Here is a 20573-nt window from a genome sequence, read left to right on the forward strand (position 1 = left end):
CCCGACCCGATCAACGCGATGCGTTCAATACATCGAGTGCCGCGTTGAAGGTGGGGCTGGGCCGCATGGCGGCGCTGACCAGCGCCATGTCGGGGTGGTAGTAACCCCCGATCTCGACCGGCTTGCCCTGGGCACCGTTGAGCTCGCCGATGATTTTTGCCTCGTTGTCGGCCAGCGTCTTCGCTACGACGGTGAACTTCGCCTTCAGGTCGGCATCGTCATTCTGCGCGGCGAGCGCTTCGGCCCAGTACATGGCGAGGTAGAAATGGCTGCCGCGGTTGTCGATCTCGCCGACCTTGCGCGCCGGGGACTTGTTGCTGTCCAGGAAGCGACCGTTGGCGATGTCGAGCGTCTTCGCCAACACGCGGGCATGCTTGTTGTCGTAGCGCTCGCCCAGGTGCTCAAGCGACGCCGCCAGCGCGAGGAACTCGCCGAGCGAATCCCAACGGAGGTAATCCTCTTCGACGAACTGCTGCACGTGCTTCGGCGCCGAACCGCCCGCACCGGTTTCGAACAGACCGCCGCCCGCCATCAGCGGCACGATGGACAGCATCTTGGCCGAGGTACCCAGCTCCATGATCGGGAACAGGTCGGTCAGGTAATCGCGCAGCACGTTGCCGGTGACGGAGATGGTGTCCTCGCCCTTGCGGATGCGATCCAACGACAGGTTGGTCGCAGCGACCGGATCGAGAACGCGGATGTCGAGGCCGCTGGTGTCGTGATCCTTGAGATAGCGCTCGACCTTGGCAATCACCTGCGCATCGTGCGCGCGGTGCTTGTCCAGCCAGAACACCGCCGGCGTCGCCGACAGACGGGCACGTTGTACCGCGAGCTTCACCCAGTCCTGGATCGGCGCGTCCTTGGTCTGGCACATGCGCCAGATGTCACCTGTTTCCACGGCGTGTTCGAAAACGATGCTGCCGTCGTCGGCGAGGACGCGTACCTTGCCGTCCGCCAGGATCTGGAATGTCTTGTCGTGCGAACCGTATTCTTCGGCCTTCTGCGCCATGAGGCCGACATTGGGCACGCTGCCCATGGTCGCCGGATCGAAGGCGCCATGCGCGATGCAGTCCTCGATCACTGCCTGGTAAACACCGGCGTAGGAACGATCCGGGATGACCGCCTTCGCGTCCTGAAGCTTGCCTTCGCCGTTCCACATGCCACCCGAGTCGCGAATCATCGCCGGCATGGAGGCGTCGACGATGACGTCGCTGGGCACGTGCAGGTTGGTGATGCCCTTATCGGAGTTGACCATGGCCAGCGCCGGACGGTGGGCGTATTCGGCCTTGAGGTCGGCCTCGATGGTCGCGCGGGTGGCGGCATCGAGCTTGTCGAGGCGGGCATAGAGGTCGCCGATGCCGTTGTTGGCATCGAAGCCGATCTGCTTGAGGGCGTCGGCATGCTTGCCCAGCACATGCTTGTAGAACTCGCGCACGGCGATACCGAACATGATCGGGTCGGAGACCTTCATCATGGTGGCCTTCAGGTGCAGCGAGAACAGCACGCCTTTGGCCTTCGCGTCCGCGATCTGGGCATCGATGAAGCTGGCGAGCGCCTTCCTGCTCATCACGGCGGCGTCGACGATCTCACCGGCCTTCACGGCGACCTTGTCCTTGAGCACTTTCACACTGCCGTCGGCGGCGGTGAATTCAATGCGCAGGCTGCCGGCCTTATCGAGCGTGGCCGACTTTTCGCTGCCGTAGAAATCGCCACCGTCCATGTGGGAGACGTGCGATTTCGAATCGCCCGACCACTTACCCATGCGATGCGGGTGCTTGCGAGCGAAGTTCTTCACCGAGAGCGGCGCGCGGCGATCGGAATTACCTTCGCGAAGCACGGGATTCACGGCGCTGCCCATGGCCTTGCCATAGCGCGCGTTGGTGTCTTTCTGTTCGTCGGTGGCGGGTGCATCCACGTAGTCCGGAAGCTTGTAGCCCTGCGACTGCAACTCACGGATAGCGGCCTTCATCTGCGGCACGGAGGCGCTGATGTTCGGCAGCTTGATGATGTTCGCGTCCGGCGTGGTTGCCAGGGCGCCGAGCTCGGCCAGGTGATCGCCGATCTTCTGCGCATCCGTGAGGTAATCGGGAAATTGCGAGAGGATGCGGCCGGCGAGAGAGATATCGCGGGTTTCGACGGCCACGCCGGCGGTGCCGGCGAAGGCCTCGATGATCGGCAGGAACGAAGCGGTGGCGAGGAACGGTGCCTCGTCGGTAAGCGTGTAAATGATCTTGGGCGAACTGGACATGATTCGGCGAGCCTTATGCTTGAGTGGGCCAGGTCATGGGGCCCACCGGCGCAAGCCTCAAGGGCGCACCGGAGAGCGGGAAACCGGTCCATTGTGGCGCGGCCGCTCGAAACGGGAAAGCCGCCCCGCAGCATGGCAGTTATGTGGGAGCCGATTTATCGGCGATTTGCCTTGCAGCTTCCCCGCTCCGTTGGCTTTTCGCCGCTGAAGCGGCTCCCACATGTACTGGTTGCCGATCAATCGGTTGCTACCGAGCGCTCAGTCGCAGCAGGYGGGCCTCGCGGCGGCGGGCCTTGCGCGCTTTCCAGCGCTCCGACAGGCAGGCGAAGATCACGTACAGGGCCGGCGTCGAAAGAAGGGTCAGGCTCTGCGAGATGATCAGGCCACCGATCATCGCGATACCCAGCGGGCGGCGTAGTTCGGAGCCCTCGCCCAGGCCGATCGCAAGCGGCAGCGCCGCGAGGATCGCCACCATGGTGGTCATCATGATCGGGCGGARACGTACGAGGCAGGCCTCGCGAATCGCTTCCTTCGAGCTCAGGTGATGCTCACGCTCGGCCACCAGCGCGAAGTCGATCATCATGATCGCGTTTTTCTTCACGATACCGATGAGCAGGACCAGCGCGATCATCGCCACCACGGAGAGCTCCGTATCGGTGATCACCAGCGCGGCCAAGGCACCCACGCCGGCGGCGGGCAGCGTGGAAAGAATGGTCACCGGATGAATCAGGCTCTCGTACAGCATGCCCATGAGCAGGTAGACCACGATGATGGCGGCCAGGATCAGCAGCGGCATGTCGCTCTGCGACTGCTGGAAGCGCCGGAAGTCGCTGCCGGCATCGAGGCGGATGTCGCCCGGCATGCGCATGCCGCTGATGGTCTTCTGGATGATCTCCATCGCCTCGCCCATGCTCACGCCAGGGGCGAGATTGAAGCTCACACCCATGCTGGTGTACTGGTCCTCGTGCACGATCTGGGTCGGTGCAAGGCCCGGCACCTGCTTGGTGACCGCGTTCATCGGCACCATGGCGCCGGAAGCGGCCTTGACGTAAATCTGGTTCAGCGACTCCGGCGTCGCCGCCATCTGCGGCAAGGCGTTGACGATCACGCGGTACTGGTTGATGTCCGAGTAGATCGTCGACACAGCGCGCTGGCCGAACGCGTTGTACAGCGCGCCATCGATATCGCCGATCGAAACGCCGAGACGGCCCGCCGTATCGCGATCGATCACGATGTTCTGGCGCAGGCCGGCCGCATCGATATCGCTGCCGACATCCTTGAGCATCTTGTTCTTCTTCAGTGCATCGACCAGCTTGGGCAGCCATTCCTGCAGCTCTTCGACGTCGTTGCCCTTGAGCGAGACCGAGTACTGGCCACCCTGCGAGGTGCCGCCTCCGCCGCCGGTGGGCAAGTCCTGGATGGGGCGCAGGCGCAGGTTGAGGTCCGGGTATTTATTGGCCTTGGCGGAGATACGGTCGAGTGCATCGAACGTGGTGTCCTCACGCCCATCCGCCACGGTCCTCAACTCGATATTGAACGAGCCAGTCGAACCGGTTCGACTGGTGCCCAGACGTGAGCCCACCGACTTGACGTCCGGATCGGCGAGGAGCATCTCGGTGAGGCGCGCCTGGCGCACCTTCATTTCACCGAACGAGACGGTGGAGCTGGCCGTCGCGCGCGCTGCCATCAGGCCCGTGTCCTGCGGCGGGAAGAAGCCACCCTTGACCATGCCGGCGAGCACGAAGGTGATTCCCACCAGCACGAGAGGCGTGAGGGCCATCAGCAGCGCATGCCGCAGCGACCAGTCGAGCGCACGACGGTAGACACCGATGAGTCGCTCCTGGCCTCGCTCCAGCGCACGGCCCAGTTTCGACTCCGGCTTGTCGTTCTTATGTGCGGTGAGGAAGTGGCCGCAAAGCGAAGGCGTGAGCGTCAGCGAGACCAGGGCCGACACGACGATCGCGGCAACCAGGGTGACGGTGAACTCCTTGAAGAACATGCCGGTGATGCCGCCGGCGAACAACAAGGGAATGAAGACGGCGATCAGTGACGCGGTGATCGATACGATGGTGAAACCGATCTCGCGTGCGCCGAGCAGGGCTGCGTCGAACCGGGAAATACCCTCATCCATGTGCCGGATGACGTTCTCGATCACCACGATGGCGTCGTCGACGACGAATCCGATGGCGATCACCAGCGCCAGCAGGGTCAGGTTGTTCAACGTGTAACCAAAGCAATACATGACCACGAACGCGCCAGCCAGCGACAGCGGCACCGCGAGGCCGGCGATGAGCGTTGGCGCGAGACGGCGCAGGAACAACGCCATCGTCATGATCACCATGCCGAGGCTGATCAGCAGGGTCGCCTGCACTTCATGCAACGACGCGCGAATGGTTGGCGTGCCATCGAAAAACGAGTGCAGCTTGACGCCCGCAGGCAGCCAGGCCTGCATGGTCGGAATCTGCGCCTTGATCCGGTCGACCGTCTCGATGACGTTCGCGTCCGATTTGCGGTACACGTACATCAGGATGCCGGGCTTACCATTGAACCACGCCGCCTGGTAGGCGTCCTGCTGGCCGTCGTAGACGTTGGCGATATCGGACAGGCGGATGGGCACGCTGTTCTTGACGGCGATGACCAGCTTACCGAACTCTTCCGCCGTATGCAGGGAGTCCGTCGCGGTCACGGCGATGTTGCTGTACCCGTCGGTGAGGAAGCCCTGCGGCGAGGTGACGTTGGCGGCGGTGAGCGCGTTGCGAAGCTGATCGGGAGAAAGGCCCATTGCATTGAGCGCGCGCAGATTCACATCGACACGAATGGCCGGCGTGGCGCTGCCGGCGATGTCGACCGAGGCGATGCCTTCCTGCTGACGAAGGCGCTGCGCGAGGATGGAGTCGGCGACGTTGTAGAGCTCGGTCGGCGCGACCGTGTCCGACGTCAACGCCAGCACGATCACCGGATCGTCGTTGGGGTTGGCCTTCTGGTATGAAGGCGCATTGAGCAGCCCCGCCGGAAGGTCCGGCTGCGCTGCGTTGATTGCCGACTGAACGTCACGCGCGGCGGCGTCGATGTTGGTCCCGTTCTGGAAGAACAACAGCACGAAGGTGCTGCCCTCGGAACTGTTCGAACGCATGGACTCCACGCCCGGCACCTGGCCCAGATGGCGTTCCAGGGGAGCGGCCACGGTGGAGGCCATCGTGCTCGCATCGGCGCCTGACTGCTGCGCCTGGACGAAGATCGCCGGGAACTGGATGTTCGGCAGCGCTGCGACGCCGAGCAGCGAGTAACAGATCATGCCGACGACGAAGAGGCCAATGGCGAGCAGTGACGTGCCGATGGGTCGGCGAATGAACGGGCCGGAAATATTCATGCAGTGGGACGGCTTGTCTCGTGCTGGATCGCGCGGATCGTCCCTGTCTTAACGCGTATCCCGGAAAAAGGTTTCGCCGGGCGGCGAACCGTCCGGCGAATGAGGGTGGTGCGATCTCCCCCGGTGACGCTTCCCATCAGGAAGCGGGCCGGGCATCGGCTAGCAACAACTCTCGTCGCGCCTTGCGCTCCGCGAGCCAGTCGGAGAATCGCTCCATATAGAGATAGATCACTGGCGTGGTGTACAGGGTGACCAGCTGCGAGAGCAGCAGACCACCGACGATGGACACGCCGAGCGGCTTGCGCAGCTCCGAGCCGATGCCGGTACCGAGCGCGAGCGGCAACGCACCGAGCAGTGCGGCGGCAGTGGTCATCATGATCGGACGGAAACGCAGCAGGCAGGCGCGGCGGATGGCCTCCTGCGCGTTCAGGCCGGTACGTTTCGCCTCGATCGCGAAGTCGATCATCATGATCGCGTTCTTCTTCACGATACCGATGAGCAGCACGATGCCCACGATGCCATCGACGGACAGGGTCATGCCGCACATCAGCAGGGCGAGCAAGGCGCCGACGCCTGCGGGGGGCAGCGTGGAGATGATCGTCAGCGGGTGGATGWAGCTCTCGTAGAGCACGCCCAGCACGATGTAGATGACGATGATCGAGGCCAGCAGCAGGAGCACTTCGTCACCGACCGACGAGGAGAACTCCGCGGCCTTGCCGATGAACTGCCCACGCACCTGCGGCGGGAAGTTGAGCTGCTGCTCCACCTCGTGGATGGCCGCGACCGCCTGGGAGAGTGACTTGCCCTGCGCGAGGTTGAACGAGATCGTCACTGCCGGCAGCTGCTGCAGATGCGTGACGACCAGGGGCGCGCTCGTGACCACGGAACTGGCCAGCGCGGTGATGGGAATCGTGCCGCCACCGCCGACCTGGAAGCCGACATTACCGGTATTACCGATGCCGGCCGGCGTGGCCGAGTTGCTCGAGGCCAGCTGGCCGAAGCTGGTGGCGTTGGAGCCCGTGAGGGCGCCGTTACCATTGCCACGCACCGTCAGCTTGTTCAGCAGATCGGAGCTCGTGCGGAATTCCGGTGAGACTTCCATCACCACGCGGTACTGGTTCAACTGGGTGAAGATGGTCGAGATCTGGCGCTGGCCGAACGCGTCGTACAAGGTGTCGTCGATGGTCTGAACCGGCACGCCGAGGCGGCTGGCACTGTCGCGATCGATGGTGAGTTTCAGCGCCGTGCCCTGGTCGGCCAGGTTGTTGTCTACATCCGACAACTCCTTGCGCTTGCGCAGCGCGGAGGTCATCTGCTGGGCGTAGCCGGCAAGCTCGGTCGAGTTAACGTCCGACAGCGAGTACTGGTACTCGGTCGCCGATACCTGGGTGTCGAGCGTGACGTCCTGCACGGGCTTCAGGTACAGGGCCACGCCGGCGATGTTCTCCACGGTCTTCTGCAGGCGCGGCAGCAGTTCGTCCAGTGACGCGCGGTCGCCGCGGTCCTTCAGCACGAGCGACAGCTGACCCTGGTTGAGCGTGGGATTGATCGAGCCCGCACCGATGAAGGCGGCGACACCGGCGACGGCCGGATCCCGTCCCAGTGCGTCGGCGACAGCCTTGGTGCGCTGCTCCATCTGCGGGAAGGCGACGTTCTGGTCGGCCTGCACCACGGCCGTGATCAGGCCCGTGTCCTGCTCAGGCAGGAGGCCCTTCGGAATGATGATGTACAGAACAACCGTCAACGCCACGGTGAGCGCGGCGACGATCATGGTCAGCGGACGATGATCGAGCACCCAGTCCAGGCTGCTGCCGTAGCCGTCCACGATGCGCGACCAGGTGGTGTGCTTGCCCGAGGCGGAAGCGTGCTCGTGCGCGTCTTCCGCGTCCGGCAGTTCGTCGGCCTTGAGCAGGTAGGCGCACATCATTGGCGTGAGGGTCAACGACACCAGCATGGAAATGGCGACGGCGATCGTCAGCACCCAGGCGAACTCATGAAACAGGCGACCGGTCACGCCAGGCATCAGCAGCAGCGGCAGGAACACCGCGATCAGCGAGACGGTCAACGACAGCACGGTGAAGCCGATTTCCTTCGCGCCGATTTCCGCGGCGGTCTTGGCGTCGTGACCCTGCTCGATATAGCGGACGATGTTTTCGATCATCACGATCGCATCGTCGACGACGAAGCCCGTGGCCACCGCGAGCGCCATCAACGAGAGGTTGTCCAGCGACATGCCGGCGAACGCCATCACGCCGAAGGTACCCACCAGCGACAGCGGCACGGCGACCGACGGGATCACCGTGGCCCACAGGCGGCGCAGGAAGACGAAGATCACCGCCACGACCAGGAAAATCGTCAGGATCAGGGTGTACTGGACATCTTCGACCGAGGCGCGGATGGTGATGGTGCGGTCGGAGAACACCTTCAGGTGCACGTCGGCCGGGAGCACCTTCTGCAGGTCCGGAATGGTCTGCCGGATCTGCTGCACCGTCTGCACGATGTTCGCGCCAGGCTGGCGGCGAATGTCGAGCAGCACGGCAGGCTTGCCGTTAGCCCAGGCGGCGAGCTGGTCGTTCTCGACACCGTCGATCACGTTGGCTACATCGGAAAGACGCACGGGGGCGCCATTCTTGTAGGCAATAATGGTGCCCTTGTATTCGGCGGCATCGGCGAGCTGGTCGTTGGTGCCGATGCTGTAGGACTGGGTCTTGCCGTTGAGCGTGCCTTTGGGCGCGTTGACGTTGGCCTGCGTGAGCGAACTGCGCACGTCTTCCATGGTCAGGCCAAGGTTGGCCAGCTGCGCGGGATTGATCTGGATACGCACGGCCGGACGCACATTGCCGGCGATCGAGACCAGGCCCACGCCCTGCACCTGCGCCAGCTTCTGCGCAATGATCGAGTCGGCGAAGTTGTTCACGTCGCGCAGCGGCAGGCTGTCCGAGGTGAGCATCAGCGTCATGATCGGCGCATCGGCCGGATTCACGCGGTTGTAAACCGGGGGGTAAGGCAGGTTGTTGGGCAGCGTGCCACGCGCCTGGTTGATCGCCGCCTGCACGTCCTGCGCCGCGATGTCGATATCGCGATCCATGGCGAACTGCAGCACGATCGTCGACAGGCCCGCCGAGGAGTCCGAGCTCATCGAGGTCAGGCCGGAAATCTGGCCGAAGTTACGCTCGAGCGGCGTCGTTACCAGGGCGGCCATCGTGGTGGCGCTGGCACCCGGGTACTGCGTGGTCACGACCATGCTCGGCGCACTGATCTCCGGAAGTGCCGACACCGGCAGCTGGCGGTAGCCGAGGATGCCGAGCAACAGCACCGCCACCATGAGCAGCGAAGTCGCGATCGGTCGGCGAATGAAGAGTGTCGAAAAGCCCACGTTTGTGTCCTGGTGTCTGGACCTTGCGGTCCGTGGGCGACGCGTCCGTCATGGACGCGCCGCGCGCTGCTTGATCAACCGCCGCGCTTGGCGCCCGAGCGACCCTGCTTGCCGGCCGTCTTCGACTTCTGCAGTTCTTCGGCGGTGGGGGCCTCGGGCACCTGACCCGGTGCCAGCGGCTGGATCTTCGAACCCGGTTTCAGGCGGAACTGGCCTTCGGTGACGACCTTGTCCCCCACCTTCACGCCCTTGCTCAGCATGACGTGGCTATCGCCGACTTCGGTGGCGGTTTCCACCGTCTGCATCTTGACCGTGTTGTCGCCCTGCACGAGATACACGTAGTCGCCGTCCGGACCACGCTGCACCGCCTGTGCCGGCACCACGAGACCGTTCTTCACCGTGCGCACCTTCAGCTGCACGTTGACGAACTGGCCCGGCCACAGCTGGGTCTTCTCGTTGTCGAACAGCGAGCGAAGGCGGAACGTGCCGGTGCTGGTGTCGATGGTGTTGTCGAGCACGTCCAGGTGGCCCATGGCAATGGCGTGCGCGTCGACACGATCGAGCGCGGAGACTTCCAGCGCGGACAGCGAGCCGTCGGTGGTCGAACCGCGGACGAGGTCCAGGTTCTTCTCCGGCAGGTAGAACATGACGTAGATCGGGTGCAGCTCGGTGAGCGTCACGATCGCGTCCGTGGTGGCCACGATGTTGCCGGCGTCCACCGAGCGGATGCCGGCGAGGCCGTCGATCGGCGCGATGACCTTGGTGAAGCCCAGCTGCACCTGCGCCGCGCGGATGGCGGCCTGGTCGGCGTTGGCGGTCGCCACGGCCTGGTCGAGGCTGTTCTTCAGGTTGTCCAGGTCCTGCTTGGACACGTACTGCTGGCCGCCCTTGCTGACGAGGTTCGTCGAGCGGTCGAGGTTGTTCTTTGCCGTGGCCGCGAGGGCCTGGTCCTGCTTGAGCTTGGCCACGGACTGGTCGTACTGGGACTGGATCGTGCGGGGATCGATTTCCGCGATGACGTCGCCCTTCTTCACTTCCTGGCCTTCCTGGAAGTTCAGCTTCATCAGCTGGCCACCCACCTGCGGGCGCACGGTAACCGTGTTGCGCGCCTGGACGGTGCCGAGGGCCGTGAGGTAGACCGGCACATCCTGGCWGGCCACCGGAACGACCGTGACCGGTACCGGCGGTTGATCCTTGCCCTGCCCCTCACCGTTGGACTGCGCGCCTGCGGCGGCATCGGCCCCCTTGGCATGGTGGCTCCTGACGATGAAGAAGCCCGCGACCAGCACGACAACAATGACGGCCAGCGCGATTTTCCAGAAACGCGACATGTAAAACTCCCAGATGAATAACCGCTCGAAGGCACCGCTCCGACCGGGCGCGCCGTGCGCCAAGGGGGTTATACCCCCCGGAGGTTAAGGATCGACGGCGCCAATGTTAGGTGTTGGGGAACGGAATTGAACAATGCCGGTTGACAGGGGTCCCCCATGACTGACGGCATGTTTAGCCCCTTTCCCATGAACCGTTCCAGCGCCGATCTCAAGACCGCTGACTCAAGCAAGGGTTCCGTTATACTCGCCMGGTTCGACGCCGCATCGCGGCCGCAGGCACGCCGGATCCCGGGGAGGGGGACGGCACACCCAAATTCAGTGGAGTCAATGCGTGAGCGGTTCTCCGAGCAAGTCCGACCAGAACTTCCTGCGTCAGTTCTCAATGCTGAGCGCCGGCCTCAGTGTCCTGACCGTCCTGTTGATGGTGTTGGCATACTTCATTTACAGCAACATCCCGAAGGACCAGGACCCCGCCGTTGCCAAGCGGACCGAGGCCCGGATCGCCCCCGTCGGCGCGGTCTATGCCGGTGACACGGGCCGTGCCGCCATGCTGGCGGCCCAGGAAGCCGCCACCAAGCTCGCTGCGTCGCAGGTCGCCTACGGTGGCAGCACCGACGGCAAGACCATCTACGACAACCTCTGCCACAGCTGCCACACCGCTGGCGTGGCCGGCGCGCCGAAGCTCGGCGACAAGTCCGCGTGGGGCGCCCGTATCGCCCAGGGCATCGCCACGCTGACCAAGCACGCCATCGAGGGCTACAAGGGCCCGGACGGCAACCAGATGCCGGCCAAGGGCGGCAACCCGTCCCTGACCGACGAGCAGGTCGGCAATACGGTGAAGTGGATGGTCGACCAGGCGAAGTAAGGCTGGCTTGATCCGCTCACCGATGAAACGCCGCCTCCGGGCGGCGTTTTTTATGGCTCTCTATGGGAGCCGGCTACGCCGGCGATGGGGTTGAGGCAGCCTGGCTATCGCCGCTGAAGCGGCTCCCACACCACCCGCGGGCGAAATCCCTCAACTGCGGGAAGAACCTCTCGAAGGTGCCGCGAAGCATCGTGTCCTCGGCCAGCAGCAGCGGCATGGCCTCGGCCACCGGGTTGGCGCGCGACAGGCGTTGGGAGATGCCACGCAGAGCCTTGCCGATCGCCTCGGGCTCGATATAGCCGGCCGGCAGGTCGTTCGCGTCCATGTAACCGAGGAAGCGCTTGAGCGAGTCAGGAAGGATYGGCGTCGCCGCGTGCATCTCGACGCGCAACGCGGTCGAGAACTCGTCGAGGGGACGACCAGACCACTTCGCGAAATCCCTTGCCAGGCAATGGTCGAACCACATGTCCAGCAGGATGCCGGCATAACGACGGAACGGTGCCGGCAGGCGCTCGCGGGCCGCGCGCACCTCGTCGTGGCTGTCGGTGAAGACGTCGATGGCCCGGTGCAGGTAGATCCCATCGCGCACCCGCGCCGGCAGCGCCAGATCGGGCGTGCCACGGACGAAATCGCCCATGACGCCGCCCAGCCGCAGTGCCGCGTCATCGCCCGCCAGCAGGGCGTGGGCCAGGATGTTCATGGCGCGGGTATCATGAAGGGCATGAGCGAACATTTATCTGAAGCGCCGGAGCATTTTCCGGACGAGACCGCCAGCTTCGCGCTCGCGGGCCCTGCGGGCAAGCTGGAATGCGAGGCCCGGGCCGCCGCCCCCGATGTCGCCCGCAACGCCATCGCCGTCATCTGTCATCCCCTGTCCACCGACGGCGGCAGCATGCGCAACAAGGTGGTGACGATGATAGAGCGCTCGGTGCGCGAAGCCGGTGTCGACACGGTCATCTTCAACTTTCGCAGCGTCGGCGGATCCGAAGGCGAGTTCGACAGCGGTAACGGCGAAAGCGACGACCTCGCCGCCGTCGTCGCCTGGGCCCGCAAGACGCGTCCCGGCGCCGCACTATGGCTTGCCGGGTTTTCGTTCGGCAGCTACGTCACCCTGCGCAACGCCGTGCCACTCAAAGCCGATGCACTCATCAGCATCGCGCCCCCCGCCGCTGGCCGGGGCTGGGACTTCGGCCCCCTCGAACTGCCGACCTGCCCCTGGCTGGTCGTCATGGGCGACGCCGACGAGATCGTCGACCCGCAGGCCGTTTACGCCTGGATCGACAGCCTGCCGGAGAATCGGCGGCCGCAGCTGGTGCGCATGGAAGACACCAGCCATTTCTTCCATCGCCGCCTGATGGATCTGCGCGGTGCGATCAAGAACGCCGTGAAGGGCTGGCTGCCGGGACCGCGCGCCGCATGAACTGTACGGAATCGACGCCGGGCGAACGCTACCGGGACGGCATTGCCGGGCACCGCTGGGAATCCGATCCCGCGCAGCTGCCCGTCATCGCCGAGTTCGACCGCCTCCATGCCGCGCTCTGCACGCCGGAGCCGCCGGCCGCCGGTCTTTTCGGGCGACTGAGAAATATGCTCGGCAGCGAGCCGCGCAAGACAGTCCCTGGCTTGTATCTCTGGGGCAGCGTCGGACGCGGCAAGACCTTCCTGATGGATCTGTTTGTCTCCAGCCTCGCGCCGGGGCTGGCCCTGCGTCGTCACTTCCATCGTTTCATGCTCGAGGTCCACGCGATGATGCGTGAGCTTGGCGATCGGCAGAACCCGCTCGACGAAGTGGCCGAGCGCCTCGCCGCGAAGTGCCGCGTACTGTGCCTGGACGAGTTCCTCGTATCCGACATCGGCGACGCGATGATTCTTGCCGGCCTTCTCGATGGCTTGTTCGCGCGCGGCGTGTCCCTCGTCACCACGTCGAATACGCCGCCGTCGGGCCTGTACAAGGATGGCCTGCAGCGCGCACGTTTCCTGCCCGCGATTGCCGCGATCGAGGCGCAATGCGTTGTGCACGAAATGATCTCGCCACGCGACTGGCGCTTGCGTGCGCTGAGCCAGGCATCGGTCTACATGGTGCCGCCCGGGGCGGAAGCCGAGCGCTCGCTTGCGCGTATCTTTACCGGCCAGGCGCAGGGAGATACCGTGGACGGCGGTTCAATCGCGCTGAACAACCGCGAGGTTCCCGTGCGCAAGCGTGCCGAGAACATCGTCTGGTTCGATTTCGCCGCCCTGTGCGAAGGACCGCGCGCGGTCGCCGATTACATCGAACTGGCGAGGACATTTCCCGCGGTTATCGTGTCGAACGTGCCGCAGTTCACCGTGTACTCCGAGAACGAAGCCAAACGGTTCGTGCTGCTGGTCGACGAGTTCTACGACCGGCATGTGAAGCTGGTGCTTTCCGCCGCCGCGCCGATCACCGAACTGTACGATGGCAACAAGGTTCGCGCCGAGTTCGGACGCACTGAATCGCGTCTCATCGAGATGCAGAGCGAGGACTACCTTGGCCGTGACCATAAACCCTGATCTGGCGCGGACGCGGACGCCTGTTCGCTTGCCGCCCATCACCTTCATGCTTTACGGGCGGGTCTCCCGCGCCACCTGACGAGGACACCATGGAACATTGCGAACTGGTTCCCGGTCGCGGCATCCGCCGCGACACCACCGACATCTTCTTCGGCATGCCACGCAAGAAGCTTCGCGACGCACTCGGCTGGAAGGCCGGGGGCGAGAACATGTGGGACGACGAAGACGAGTACAGCGCGCCCGACGGCAACGACTGGCTCCGCCTGCGCTTCCTCGACGACAAACTCTGCGATATCGAGGTCATGGGCGGCAACCTCGTCCATGAAGGCATCGAGCTGGTCGCCACCACCCTCCCCGCCTTGCGTGTCGCCCTGAAGAACTCGGGCATGGCGCTGGAGAAGACTCAGTGGCTTTCCGAAGGACACGACTGCGTGGACCTGCAGATCGTCGTCGCCTCCCGGGAAGACGCCGGCGATGTCGGTGATGAAATCGAATGGGTCATCACCAGCAGCGATTTCCGCGTCGAATGACACACCGGGCTAGCACCGTCGCCAGGCAAGCGCGCTTTGCGACGGTCGCCCTTGCCCTGCTCGCGATGACGGGTTGCGCCACCGCGCCCTCCGTCGCACCACAACGCAGCGCGCTTGCGCACTGGACACCGTCGCCGAACTTCAATGCGCGCAAGGCGCAGCTCATCGTGCTTCACCACACGTCCATCGGCGACGCCCCGGCAGCGCTGCGCGTGCTGAGCACACGCAACAGCGAAGGTCCCGTCAGCGCGCATTACCTGGTCGAAGCAGATGGTCGTATCGACCAGCTCGTGGACGACAACGCACGCGCCTGGCACGCCGGTGCCTCGCGCTGGGCCGGCATGACCGACATCAATTCGTCGTCCATCGGCATCGAGATCGACAACGACGGCAACTCGCCGTTCACCCAGCCGCAGATCCAGGCACTGGTGAACCTGCTCGCGGACCTCACTTCCCGGCTGGGCATTCCGCGTGATGCCGTGGTCGGTCACGGCGACATCGCCCCCGGCCGCAAGAACGATCCCAGCGTGCAGTTTCCGTGGGCGACGCTGGCACGCTACGGATTCGGGCTCTGGCCGGACGCGGTGCTCATCCCCGCACCGCCGGCTTTCGACACGCTCGCGGCCATGCGTCTGGTGGGTTACGACGTGAGCAATCCCCGCAATGCGATCATCGCCTTCCATCGCCATTACCGCGCGATGGAAACCGATGCGCTCGATGCCACCGACGCCGCGATCCTGTATTCGCTGCAGCGCAAGCTGATGTCACCGCGCTGAAGCCTCCTACATCGAGAACGACGCAAAGGCCGCGATGGTCTTCTCGACGGCGGCATCGTCGATGTCCAGATGCGTCACCAGCCGGATCGACGGAAGGTAGCCGATGCTCAGGCGCACGCCGGCGGCCGCCATATGTGCGGCGAGGTCCTTGAGGCGCGCTGCCGGCACGTCGAGGAACACCATGTTCGTGTGACAGGCCGTGACAGTGAGGCCGTCGATACGACGCAAGCCTTCGGCAAGTCGGCCGGCACGCGCATGATCGTCGGCGAGCCGTTCGACGTGATGATCCAGCGCATGCATCGCCGCGGCAGCGAGCATGCCGGCCTGGCGCCAGCCGCCGCCAGTGACCTTCTTCCAGCGACGGGCACGCTCGATGAGTGCGGCGTTGCCGAGCAACACCGAGCCCACGGGTGCACCGAGTCCCTTCGAAAGGCAGACCGAAACGCTGTCGAAGCCGGCAGCGACCTCGCGCGCCGGTCGTCCATAGGCAATGGCGGCGTTGTAGAGCCGGGCGCCGTCGAGATGCAACCCGAGGCCGCGGCGGGTGGCCAGTTCGCGGGCCTGAGCCATGTAGCCGAACTCGAGCGTGCGGCCGTGCCAGGTATTTTCCAGCGCCAGCAGCCGTGACCGTGCAAAGTGCGGATCCACGGGCTTGATCGCCGCCTCGACCTTGTCCAGGGGCAGGCTGCCGTCGGGGTCCTGCGGGATGGGCTGGGGCTGGATGGAGCCGAGAACGGCGGCGCCGCCGCCTTCGAACCGATAGGTATGCGCGTCCGCGCCGACGATGTATTCGTCGCCGCGTTCGCAATGGCTCATCAGGGCGATCAGGTTGCTTTGCGTGCCCGTCGGCACGAACAGCGCCGCGGCGAACCCCAGCTCGCCGGCGAGACGCTCCTGCAAGGCGTTGACCGTGGGATCTTCACCGTAAACGTCGTCGCCAACGGGCGCGCGCAGCATCGCTTCGCGCATGGCGTCGGTGGGCCGGGTGACGGTGTCGCTGCGCAGGTCGATCATTTCCATGGAGGCACGTCGTTAGGGAACCAGCGTCGGATAGTACGCCCCACACTTCACGAATTGTCGGCCCCGGTTGCGGCATGCTTGGCGCCATGATCACTATCGTCATGGGCGTTTCCGGCAGCGGCAAGAGCACGATCGGCGAAGGCCTGGCAGCCCGGCTGGGTCAGCCCTTCATCGACGGCGACAGCCTGCATCCCCTCGCCAACCGCGAAAAAATGGCACACGGCATCCCGCTGGACGACAACGACCGTCAGCCCTGGCTGGAAGCGATCGTGGCGGAGATGAATCGCCATCGCGAGCGCGGCGAATCCCTGGTGCTGGCGTGTTCGGCATTGAAGCGGCGCTACCGCGATTTCTTGCGGGGTGGGCATGATGATGTGCGCTTCGTTTATCTGCACGCGCCGCGCGATCTGCTCGCCCAGCGACTCGGGCAACGCAGCGGCCACTTCTTCGATCCCCACCTGCTGGATAGCCAGCTGGCGACACTCGAGGAACCCTCTCCCGACGAGGCGGTATTGCGCGTCGGGGTGAGCCTGGCGCCCGCGGAAACGATCGAGCGCATCATCCGTGCCGACTGCGACGCTGCGCAGGTCGGCACGTCCTGAGTCGCGGCGCGAAGGCCGTCGTCAGATGTCGTAACTCACGCCAAGCCGCACGTACCTTGGCAGCTGGCGAACCACGGCCTGGCCGTATTGCGGGTCGGCCACGCCGGGGTCCGTCTGCGAGTACGGATAGCGGTTGAGCGCACGCTGGTCATTGAACGCATTGAAGACGCTTGCCGTGAATGACAGCTTGCCCTCCGCGAACGCGGGCCGGTAGGTCGTCCCCAGATCCAGCTGGCGAATCCAGGGAAGCCTGCCCTGCGACCCGGGCGTCGCGGCGACACCGTCGCAGTAGTGGTACTGCCCACCGTATTTACCCGGGTCGGTAAGATTCGGGCCGTAGTAGCCAAGGCAAACCTTGGGCGAGCCCGAGACGAAGCTCAGGTTCGCGGAGACCAGCCACTCCGGGGTCAACTGGTAATAGCCATACAGCTTCAGCTGGTGCGTATGGTCGTTGTTCGTCGGGCCGTTGTTGTTCTCCATCAGGTAGCTGTTGTCCCAGTCCGGACTGGTGGAGGCGGCCGTCGCCTGGACATCGGAGCGCAGCTGGCCTTCCGTATCGCCGTAGCTGCGCGAGAACACGTAATCGACCTTGCCGTACCAGCGGCCATCGAACGGGTGCTCGAGGAAGCTTTCCAGTGCGTAGTAACGGCGCTCGAGATGCGGAAAGCCGAATTCGGCGTTGGTCATCGGTACGCTGACCAGCTGGCCCGACGTGTCGATCAGATTGAACGTGCTGGCGCGACCGGGGTTGAACAGGTAGCAGCTGTTGGTCGTGGCGACGTCGTAGCCGAGCGTGGCGGCCTTGGCGATGATCCGGTCGGTATCGCAATAGTCGTCGATCGCGCTGCGCAGGATGCGCTGGGTCAGCTTCGCGCCATAAACCCAGTCATGCCCCAGTGTTTTGGTGAAGCCGAGGATGAACTCGTCCTGGTATTCGGATTTCAGGTTCTTCGCGGTGACCGTCTGCGCGTCGGGAAGGACACCGTAGTAGTTGTTGGAAGACACCGGCTTCGAGAAAGACGTCAGTCCGGTCGGCAGGCCCTGCCCGTCGATACCACTATAAGTGAAGTACTGCGAGGTACTCAGCGCCGCGCCCGCTGCGTTCAGGCCAGGGTTGAGCGGAAGGCCGAGGTAGTAGCGACCCGCATTGCCGTACACCTTGAAGCTGGCGTCGCCGTTCACGTCCCAGCTGAAGCCAAGCCGTGGCGCCCACTGCGGCTTGTGCTGCGTGACATAGGCAGCGCCGTCGCGGTTGTAGTTTTCGAACTGGTCGTTGCGCAGGCCCAGCGAAAGCAGCCAGCGGTCGTCCACCTGCCATTTGTCTTCGATGTACTGCGCCCGCTGGCTGGATCGCACGCTCGCAAGCGAGCTCGTGACATGGCGAACGGCGTAGTAGCCATCCTGACCGTTGACGATACCGCCCGTCGCGGGCACGCCAAGACCCGTCGAAATGGGCGTGTTCGGGTCGGCGCGACCATAGCTCCAGTAATAACCATCGCCCGACGCCTCCGAACCCTGGTCGATCGCTCGCGTCACCTCGTTGTCGATACCGGCGCTCAACGTGTGGTCGCCGAGCACATACGTGATATCGAACCGGGTGTTACTGGTGCGCTGGCTACGATTGGGATTGTAAAGTTGTTGCACCGTCTGGTTGTTGCCCACCGGATTGCCGCCGTTGAGCGCAGGATTCTGATTGATGAGGCCATCCACGTACGTAAGGCTCGGGTCGTAAGCACCGGGCTGGTCGTACTGGCTCAATTTCATCTTGCCGAACAACGCCGACACCGTCAGGTTATCGGTGATGTAACCGGTGTACTTGCCCGAGAAGACGTGGCCGCCCGTCTTGATGTTATCTGCCGAGCCGATGCGATCGCCGCGACTCAGGTCAGAGTAGTCGTAGTCGTAAACGCTGCCACTGGTCTTGCGCGTGTTCGAGGCACCGGTGAGCTCGAGGATGTTGTTGTCCGTGATGTTCCAGTCGACCTTGCTGTACCAGCGGGGCGAATTGTAGCGGTACTGGACGTCCGGACTCGTACTGTCGACGGCCTGGTGCGTCGAACCCTCCTGACGTTCGAACTCGCCAGCGAGGAAGAAAAACAGCTTGTCCTTGATGAGCGGGCCGCCCACATACGTGCTGACCGTCGTGACCCAGCTCTTGTCCTGCGCATTGGGTCGATAGAGTTCGCCGGCTACCGGCGACGATGGCAAGCCGTTGGTGTAGTACGTGTTGCTTGCGTCCGCGCGTGYGAATGCAGGCTCCCACAACACCTGTCCACCGACATGCCATTCGTTGCTGCCGCGCTTGCCGACCTGGTTGATGACGCCACCGTCCGAGCGACCGTACTGCGCGCTGTAGCCGCCCGTATACGTCTCCTGCTGGTCGATGGCGCCRTACGGCAACGAAATACCACCCAGACCGCGCTGCGGATCGGTCACGTTGAAACCGTTGATGTAGTACGCGTTCTCACTGGCTGCCGAACCGCCAAAACTGTTCAGCGAGGCGCCGGTGGGGCCTGTGTAGCCGCCGCTGTTCGAGACCACGCCGGGTGCGAGGCGGGCGATCTCGTCGGCGTTGCGCGCCAGTGGGAGCCTGGCCAGTTGATCGGCGGTAATGACCGAACGCGAGTCGACCGTCGTGACATCGATATCCGCCTGCCGCGATGCGCTGACCTTGACGCCTTCGAGGTTGGCCGTTGCGGTTACGAACGACACGTCGGTCGATGCGGCAACTCGCAAACCGATGTCGTTGCGGGTTTCCACCTCTTGACCGTTACGGCGCAGGGTGACTGAGTAGGTACCGAGCGGGAGCTGGCTCGCGCTGTAACGCCCCTTGGCGTCCACGTTCACTTCCCGGGTAAGGCCGTTGCCACCTTTGACGACGACGGTCGCTCCCTGTGGGTCGCTTACCTGACCGGAGATGCCGCCCGTCGTGGACTGCGCGAGTGCCGCTCCGGTGCCGAGCGCCGTTAGCAACGCAGCGGACAGGAGATGGCGACGAATCGTGATTCTGGTTTGCACGGTGGTGCCTCATGAAGTCATCAAGGATGCCCGTTCAGGGCACATAGCGGCGCGTACACGCGCACTGGCCGGCACGCTGTACGCGGCCGGAAGATCGGGATGTCGCGCGCGGGAAAACCACGCGAGGTCGATAGAAAGGGGAAACTGGGGAGGGGGTTATCCGGCCGCCCGTGGGGCGGAGCGCACGGGGCGCTAGGGGATCAGACGCGACGACAACAGTAATACGCACCGATCGAAATGACTTCGATCAGAAGGTGCGCATGGGCTGAGCGTTGAATGGTCAAGATCGGGTGCCTGCGATAGGTTCAGCAGTATAGACGTCTAAATGTCTTAACGAGGTTGCATGCTGCTTGAGTATTCCGCGAATGTCAACCGTGCGTTCACGTGTGCGTTTCAGGGCCGATAATGGCTTGGCGACTTGCCAAGGACGCGGCGGAACATGGTCGAGAAGCTCGTCGGGCTCTCGTAACCAAGGTCCAGCGCCACCATCGTCACGGGTTCACCTGCGGCCAGACGCGGCAAGGCGACCAACAGGCAGGCCTGCTGCCGCCATTGCGCGAAGCTCGTGCCGGTCTCGCGGCGAAAGAGCCGGGTGAAGCGGCGGCGATGCATGCCAAGATCGGCCGCCCAGTCGTCGATGGTCTCGCTCATGCGCGGTTCTTCGAGGAACGCCGCGCAGCGCGCCGCGAGCGGTGCGTCGGTAGGCAGGGGCAGGGCCAGCGGGATGGTCGGCGCCCTGGCGATCTCCTCGACCACCAGGGACATCAGCAGGCCGTCGCGTCCCTCCTGGTCGTATTCACGTGGTACGTCCACGGCGGCGACCAGCAGGGCACGCAGCAAGGGAGCCACCGCAAGCACGCGGCAGTGGTCGCCCAGCGCCGAACTGGCCGCCTGCTCGATATAGACAC

The 20573-nt window shown here is 64.4% G+C and carries 14 protein-coding genes; 6 read left to right on the forward strand and 8 right to left on the reverse strand.

What is annotated here, in order from left to right; all coding sequences use genetic code 11:
* Positions 1-10: 10 nt before the first annotated feature.
* The 4 genes from AC1DT2_RS04035 to AC1DT2_RS04050 form a co-directional block, all read right to left on the reverse strand.
* Positions 11-2248 (reverse strand): NADP-dependent isocitrate dehydrogenase, encoded by a 2238-nt coding sequence (locus AC1DT2_RS04035; protein ID WP_477294514.1) that lies wholly within the window; start codon positions 2246-2248, stop codon positions 11-13.
* A gap of 247 nt (positions 2249-2495) precedes the next feature.
* Positions 2496-5618 (reverse strand): efflux RND transporter permease subunit, encoded by a 3123-nt coding sequence (locus tag AC1DT2_RS04040; RefSeq protein ID WP_477294516.1) that lies wholly within the window; start codon positions 5616-5618, stop codon positions 2496-2498.
* 136 nt (positions 5619-5754) lie between these two features.
* Positions 5755-8994: an efflux RND transporter permease subunit gene (locus AC1DT2_RS04045; RefSeq protein WP_477294518.1), complete on the reverse strand. Its 3240-nt coding sequence runs from the start codon at positions 8992-8994 to the stop codon at positions 5755-5757.
* A 74-nt stretch (positions 8995-9068) separates the two neighbouring features.
* Positions 9069-10325: an efflux RND transporter periplasmic adaptor subunit gene (locus tag AC1DT2_RS04050; protein ID WP_477294520.1), complete on the reverse strand. Its 1257-nt coding sequence runs from the start codon at positions 10323-10325 to the stop codon at positions 9069-9071.
* A 382-nt stretch (positions 10326-10707) separates the two neighbouring features.
* Between AC1DT2_RS04050 and AC1DT2_RS04055 the strand changes: the two genes are divergently transcribed.
* A complete protein-coding gene (locus AC1DT2_RS04055) occupies positions 10708-11190 on the forward strand; it encodes a c-type cytochrome (protein WP_477294538.1) in 483 nt (160 codons plus the stop codon).
* Positions 11191-11263: 73 nt separating this feature from the next.
* Here the strand turns inward: AC1DT2_RS04055 and AC1DT2_RS04060 are convergent, their stop codons facing one another.
* The gene (locus AC1DT2_RS04060; RefSeq protein WP_477294522.1) at positions 11264-11890 is read right to left on the reverse strand and encodes an acyl carrier protein phosphodiesterase; all 627 of its coding nucleotides are present in this window, start codon (positions 11888-11890) and stop codon (positions 11264-11266) included.
* A 21-nt stretch (positions 11891-11911) separates the two neighbouring features.
* On the opposite strand from AC1DT2_RS04060, the gene AC1DT2_RS04065 reads away from it, so the two are divergent.
* The 4 genes from AC1DT2_RS04065 (at position 11912) to AC1DT2_RS04080 (ending at position 15025) form a co-directional block, all read left to right on the forward strand.
* Positions 11912-12610 carry an alpha/beta hydrolase gene (locus tag AC1DT2_RS04065; RefSeq protein WP_477294524.1) on the forward strand — a complete coding sequence of 233 codons (699 nt, stop codon included), beginning with the start codon at positions 11912-11914 and terminating at the stop codon, positions 12608-12610.
* The gene (gene zapE / locus AC1DT2_RS04070) at positions 12607-13719 is read left to right on the forward strand and encodes a cell division protein ZapE (RefSeq protein ID WP_477294526.1); all 1113 of its coding nucleotides are present in this window, start codon (positions 12607-12609) and stop codon (positions 13717-13719) included. The genes AC1DT2_RS04065 and zapE overlap by 4 nt, the downstream gene beginning before the upstream one ends.
* 89 nt (positions 13720-13808) lie before the next feature.
* Entirely contained in the window at positions 13809-14249 is a 441-nt protein-coding gene (locus tag AC1DT2_RS04075; RefSeq protein ID WP_477294528.1) for a hypothetical protein, read from the forward strand.
* On the forward strand, positions 14246-15025 hold the full coding sequence (locus tag AC1DT2_RS04080; protein ID WP_477294529.1) for an N-acetylmuramoyl-L-alanine amidase: 780 nt from the start codon (positions 14246-14248) through the stop codon (positions 15023-15025). Before AC1DT2_RS04075 ends, AC1DT2_RS04080 begins: the two co-directional genes overlap by 4 nt.
* 6 nt (positions 15026-15031) lie before the next feature.
* Here the strand turns inward: AC1DT2_RS04080 and ltaE are convergent, their stop codons facing one another.
* Positions 15032-16045, reverse strand: a complete 1014-nt coding sequence (ltaE, locus tag AC1DT2_RS04085) for a low-specificity L-threonine aldolase (protein WP_477294531.1) — start codon at positions 16043-16045, stop codon at positions 15032-15034.
* Between the two features lie 86 nt (positions 16046-16131).
* On the opposite strand from ltaE, the gene AC1DT2_RS04090 reads away from it, so the two are divergent.
* Entirely contained in the window at positions 16132-16647 is a 516-nt protein-coding gene (locus tag AC1DT2_RS04090) for a gluconokinase (protein ID WP_477294533.1), read from the forward strand.
* A gap of 21 nt (positions 16648-16668) precedes the next feature.
* On the opposite strand, the gene AC1DT2_RS04095 is transcribed toward AC1DT2_RS04090, so the two are convergent.
* Both AC1DT2_RS04095 and AC1DT2_RS04100 read right to left on the reverse strand, forming a co-directional pair.
* Positions 16669-19665 carry a TonB-dependent receptor gene (locus AC1DT2_RS04095; protein ID WP_477294535.1) on the reverse strand — a complete coding sequence of 999 codons (2997 nt, stop codon included), beginning with the start codon at positions 19663-19665 and terminating at the stop codon, positions 16669-16671.
* A 393-nt stretch (positions 19666-20058) separates the two neighbouring features.
* A partial coding sequence (locus tag AC1DT2_RS04100) for a helix-turn-helix domain-containing protein (protein ID WP_477294537.1) occupies positions 20059-20573 on the reverse strand: 515 nt, incomplete at its 5' end.

The organism is Luteibacter sp. P4_E6, from assembly GCF_056401535.1.

Coding starts and splice junctions, on each gene's coding strand:
- AC1DT2_RS04065 (WP_477294524.1), top strand. CDS start 11,912: ATGAGCGAACATTTATCTGAAGCGCCGGAGCATTTTCCGGACGAGACC.
- AC1DT2_RS04075 (WP_477294528.1), top strand. CDS start 13,809: ATGGAACATTGCGAACTGGTTCCCGGTCGCGGCATCCGCCGCGACACC.
- AC1DT2_RS04055 (WP_477294538.1), top strand. CDS start 10,708: ATGCTGAGCGCCGGCCTCAGTGTCCTGACCGTCCTGTTGATGGTGTTG.
- zapE (WP_477294526.1), top strand. CDS start 12,607: ATGAACTGTACGGAATCGACGCCGGGCGAACGCTACCGGGACGGCATT.
- AC1DT2_RS04080 (WP_477294529.1), top strand. CDS start 14,246: ATGACACACCGGGCTAGCACCGTCGCCAGGCAAGCGCGCTTTGCGACG.
- AC1DT2_RS04090 (WP_477294533.1), top strand. CDS start 16,132: ATGATCACTATCGTCATGGGCGTTTCCGGCAGCGGCAAGAGCACGATC.
- ltaE (WP_477294531.1), bottom strand. CDS start 16,045: ATGGAAATGATCGACCTGCGCAGCGACACCGTCACCCGGCCCACCGAC.
- AC1DT2_RS04035 (WP_477294514.1), bottom strand. CDS start 2,248: ATGTCCAGTTCGCCCAAGATCATTTACACGCTTACCGACGAGGCACCG.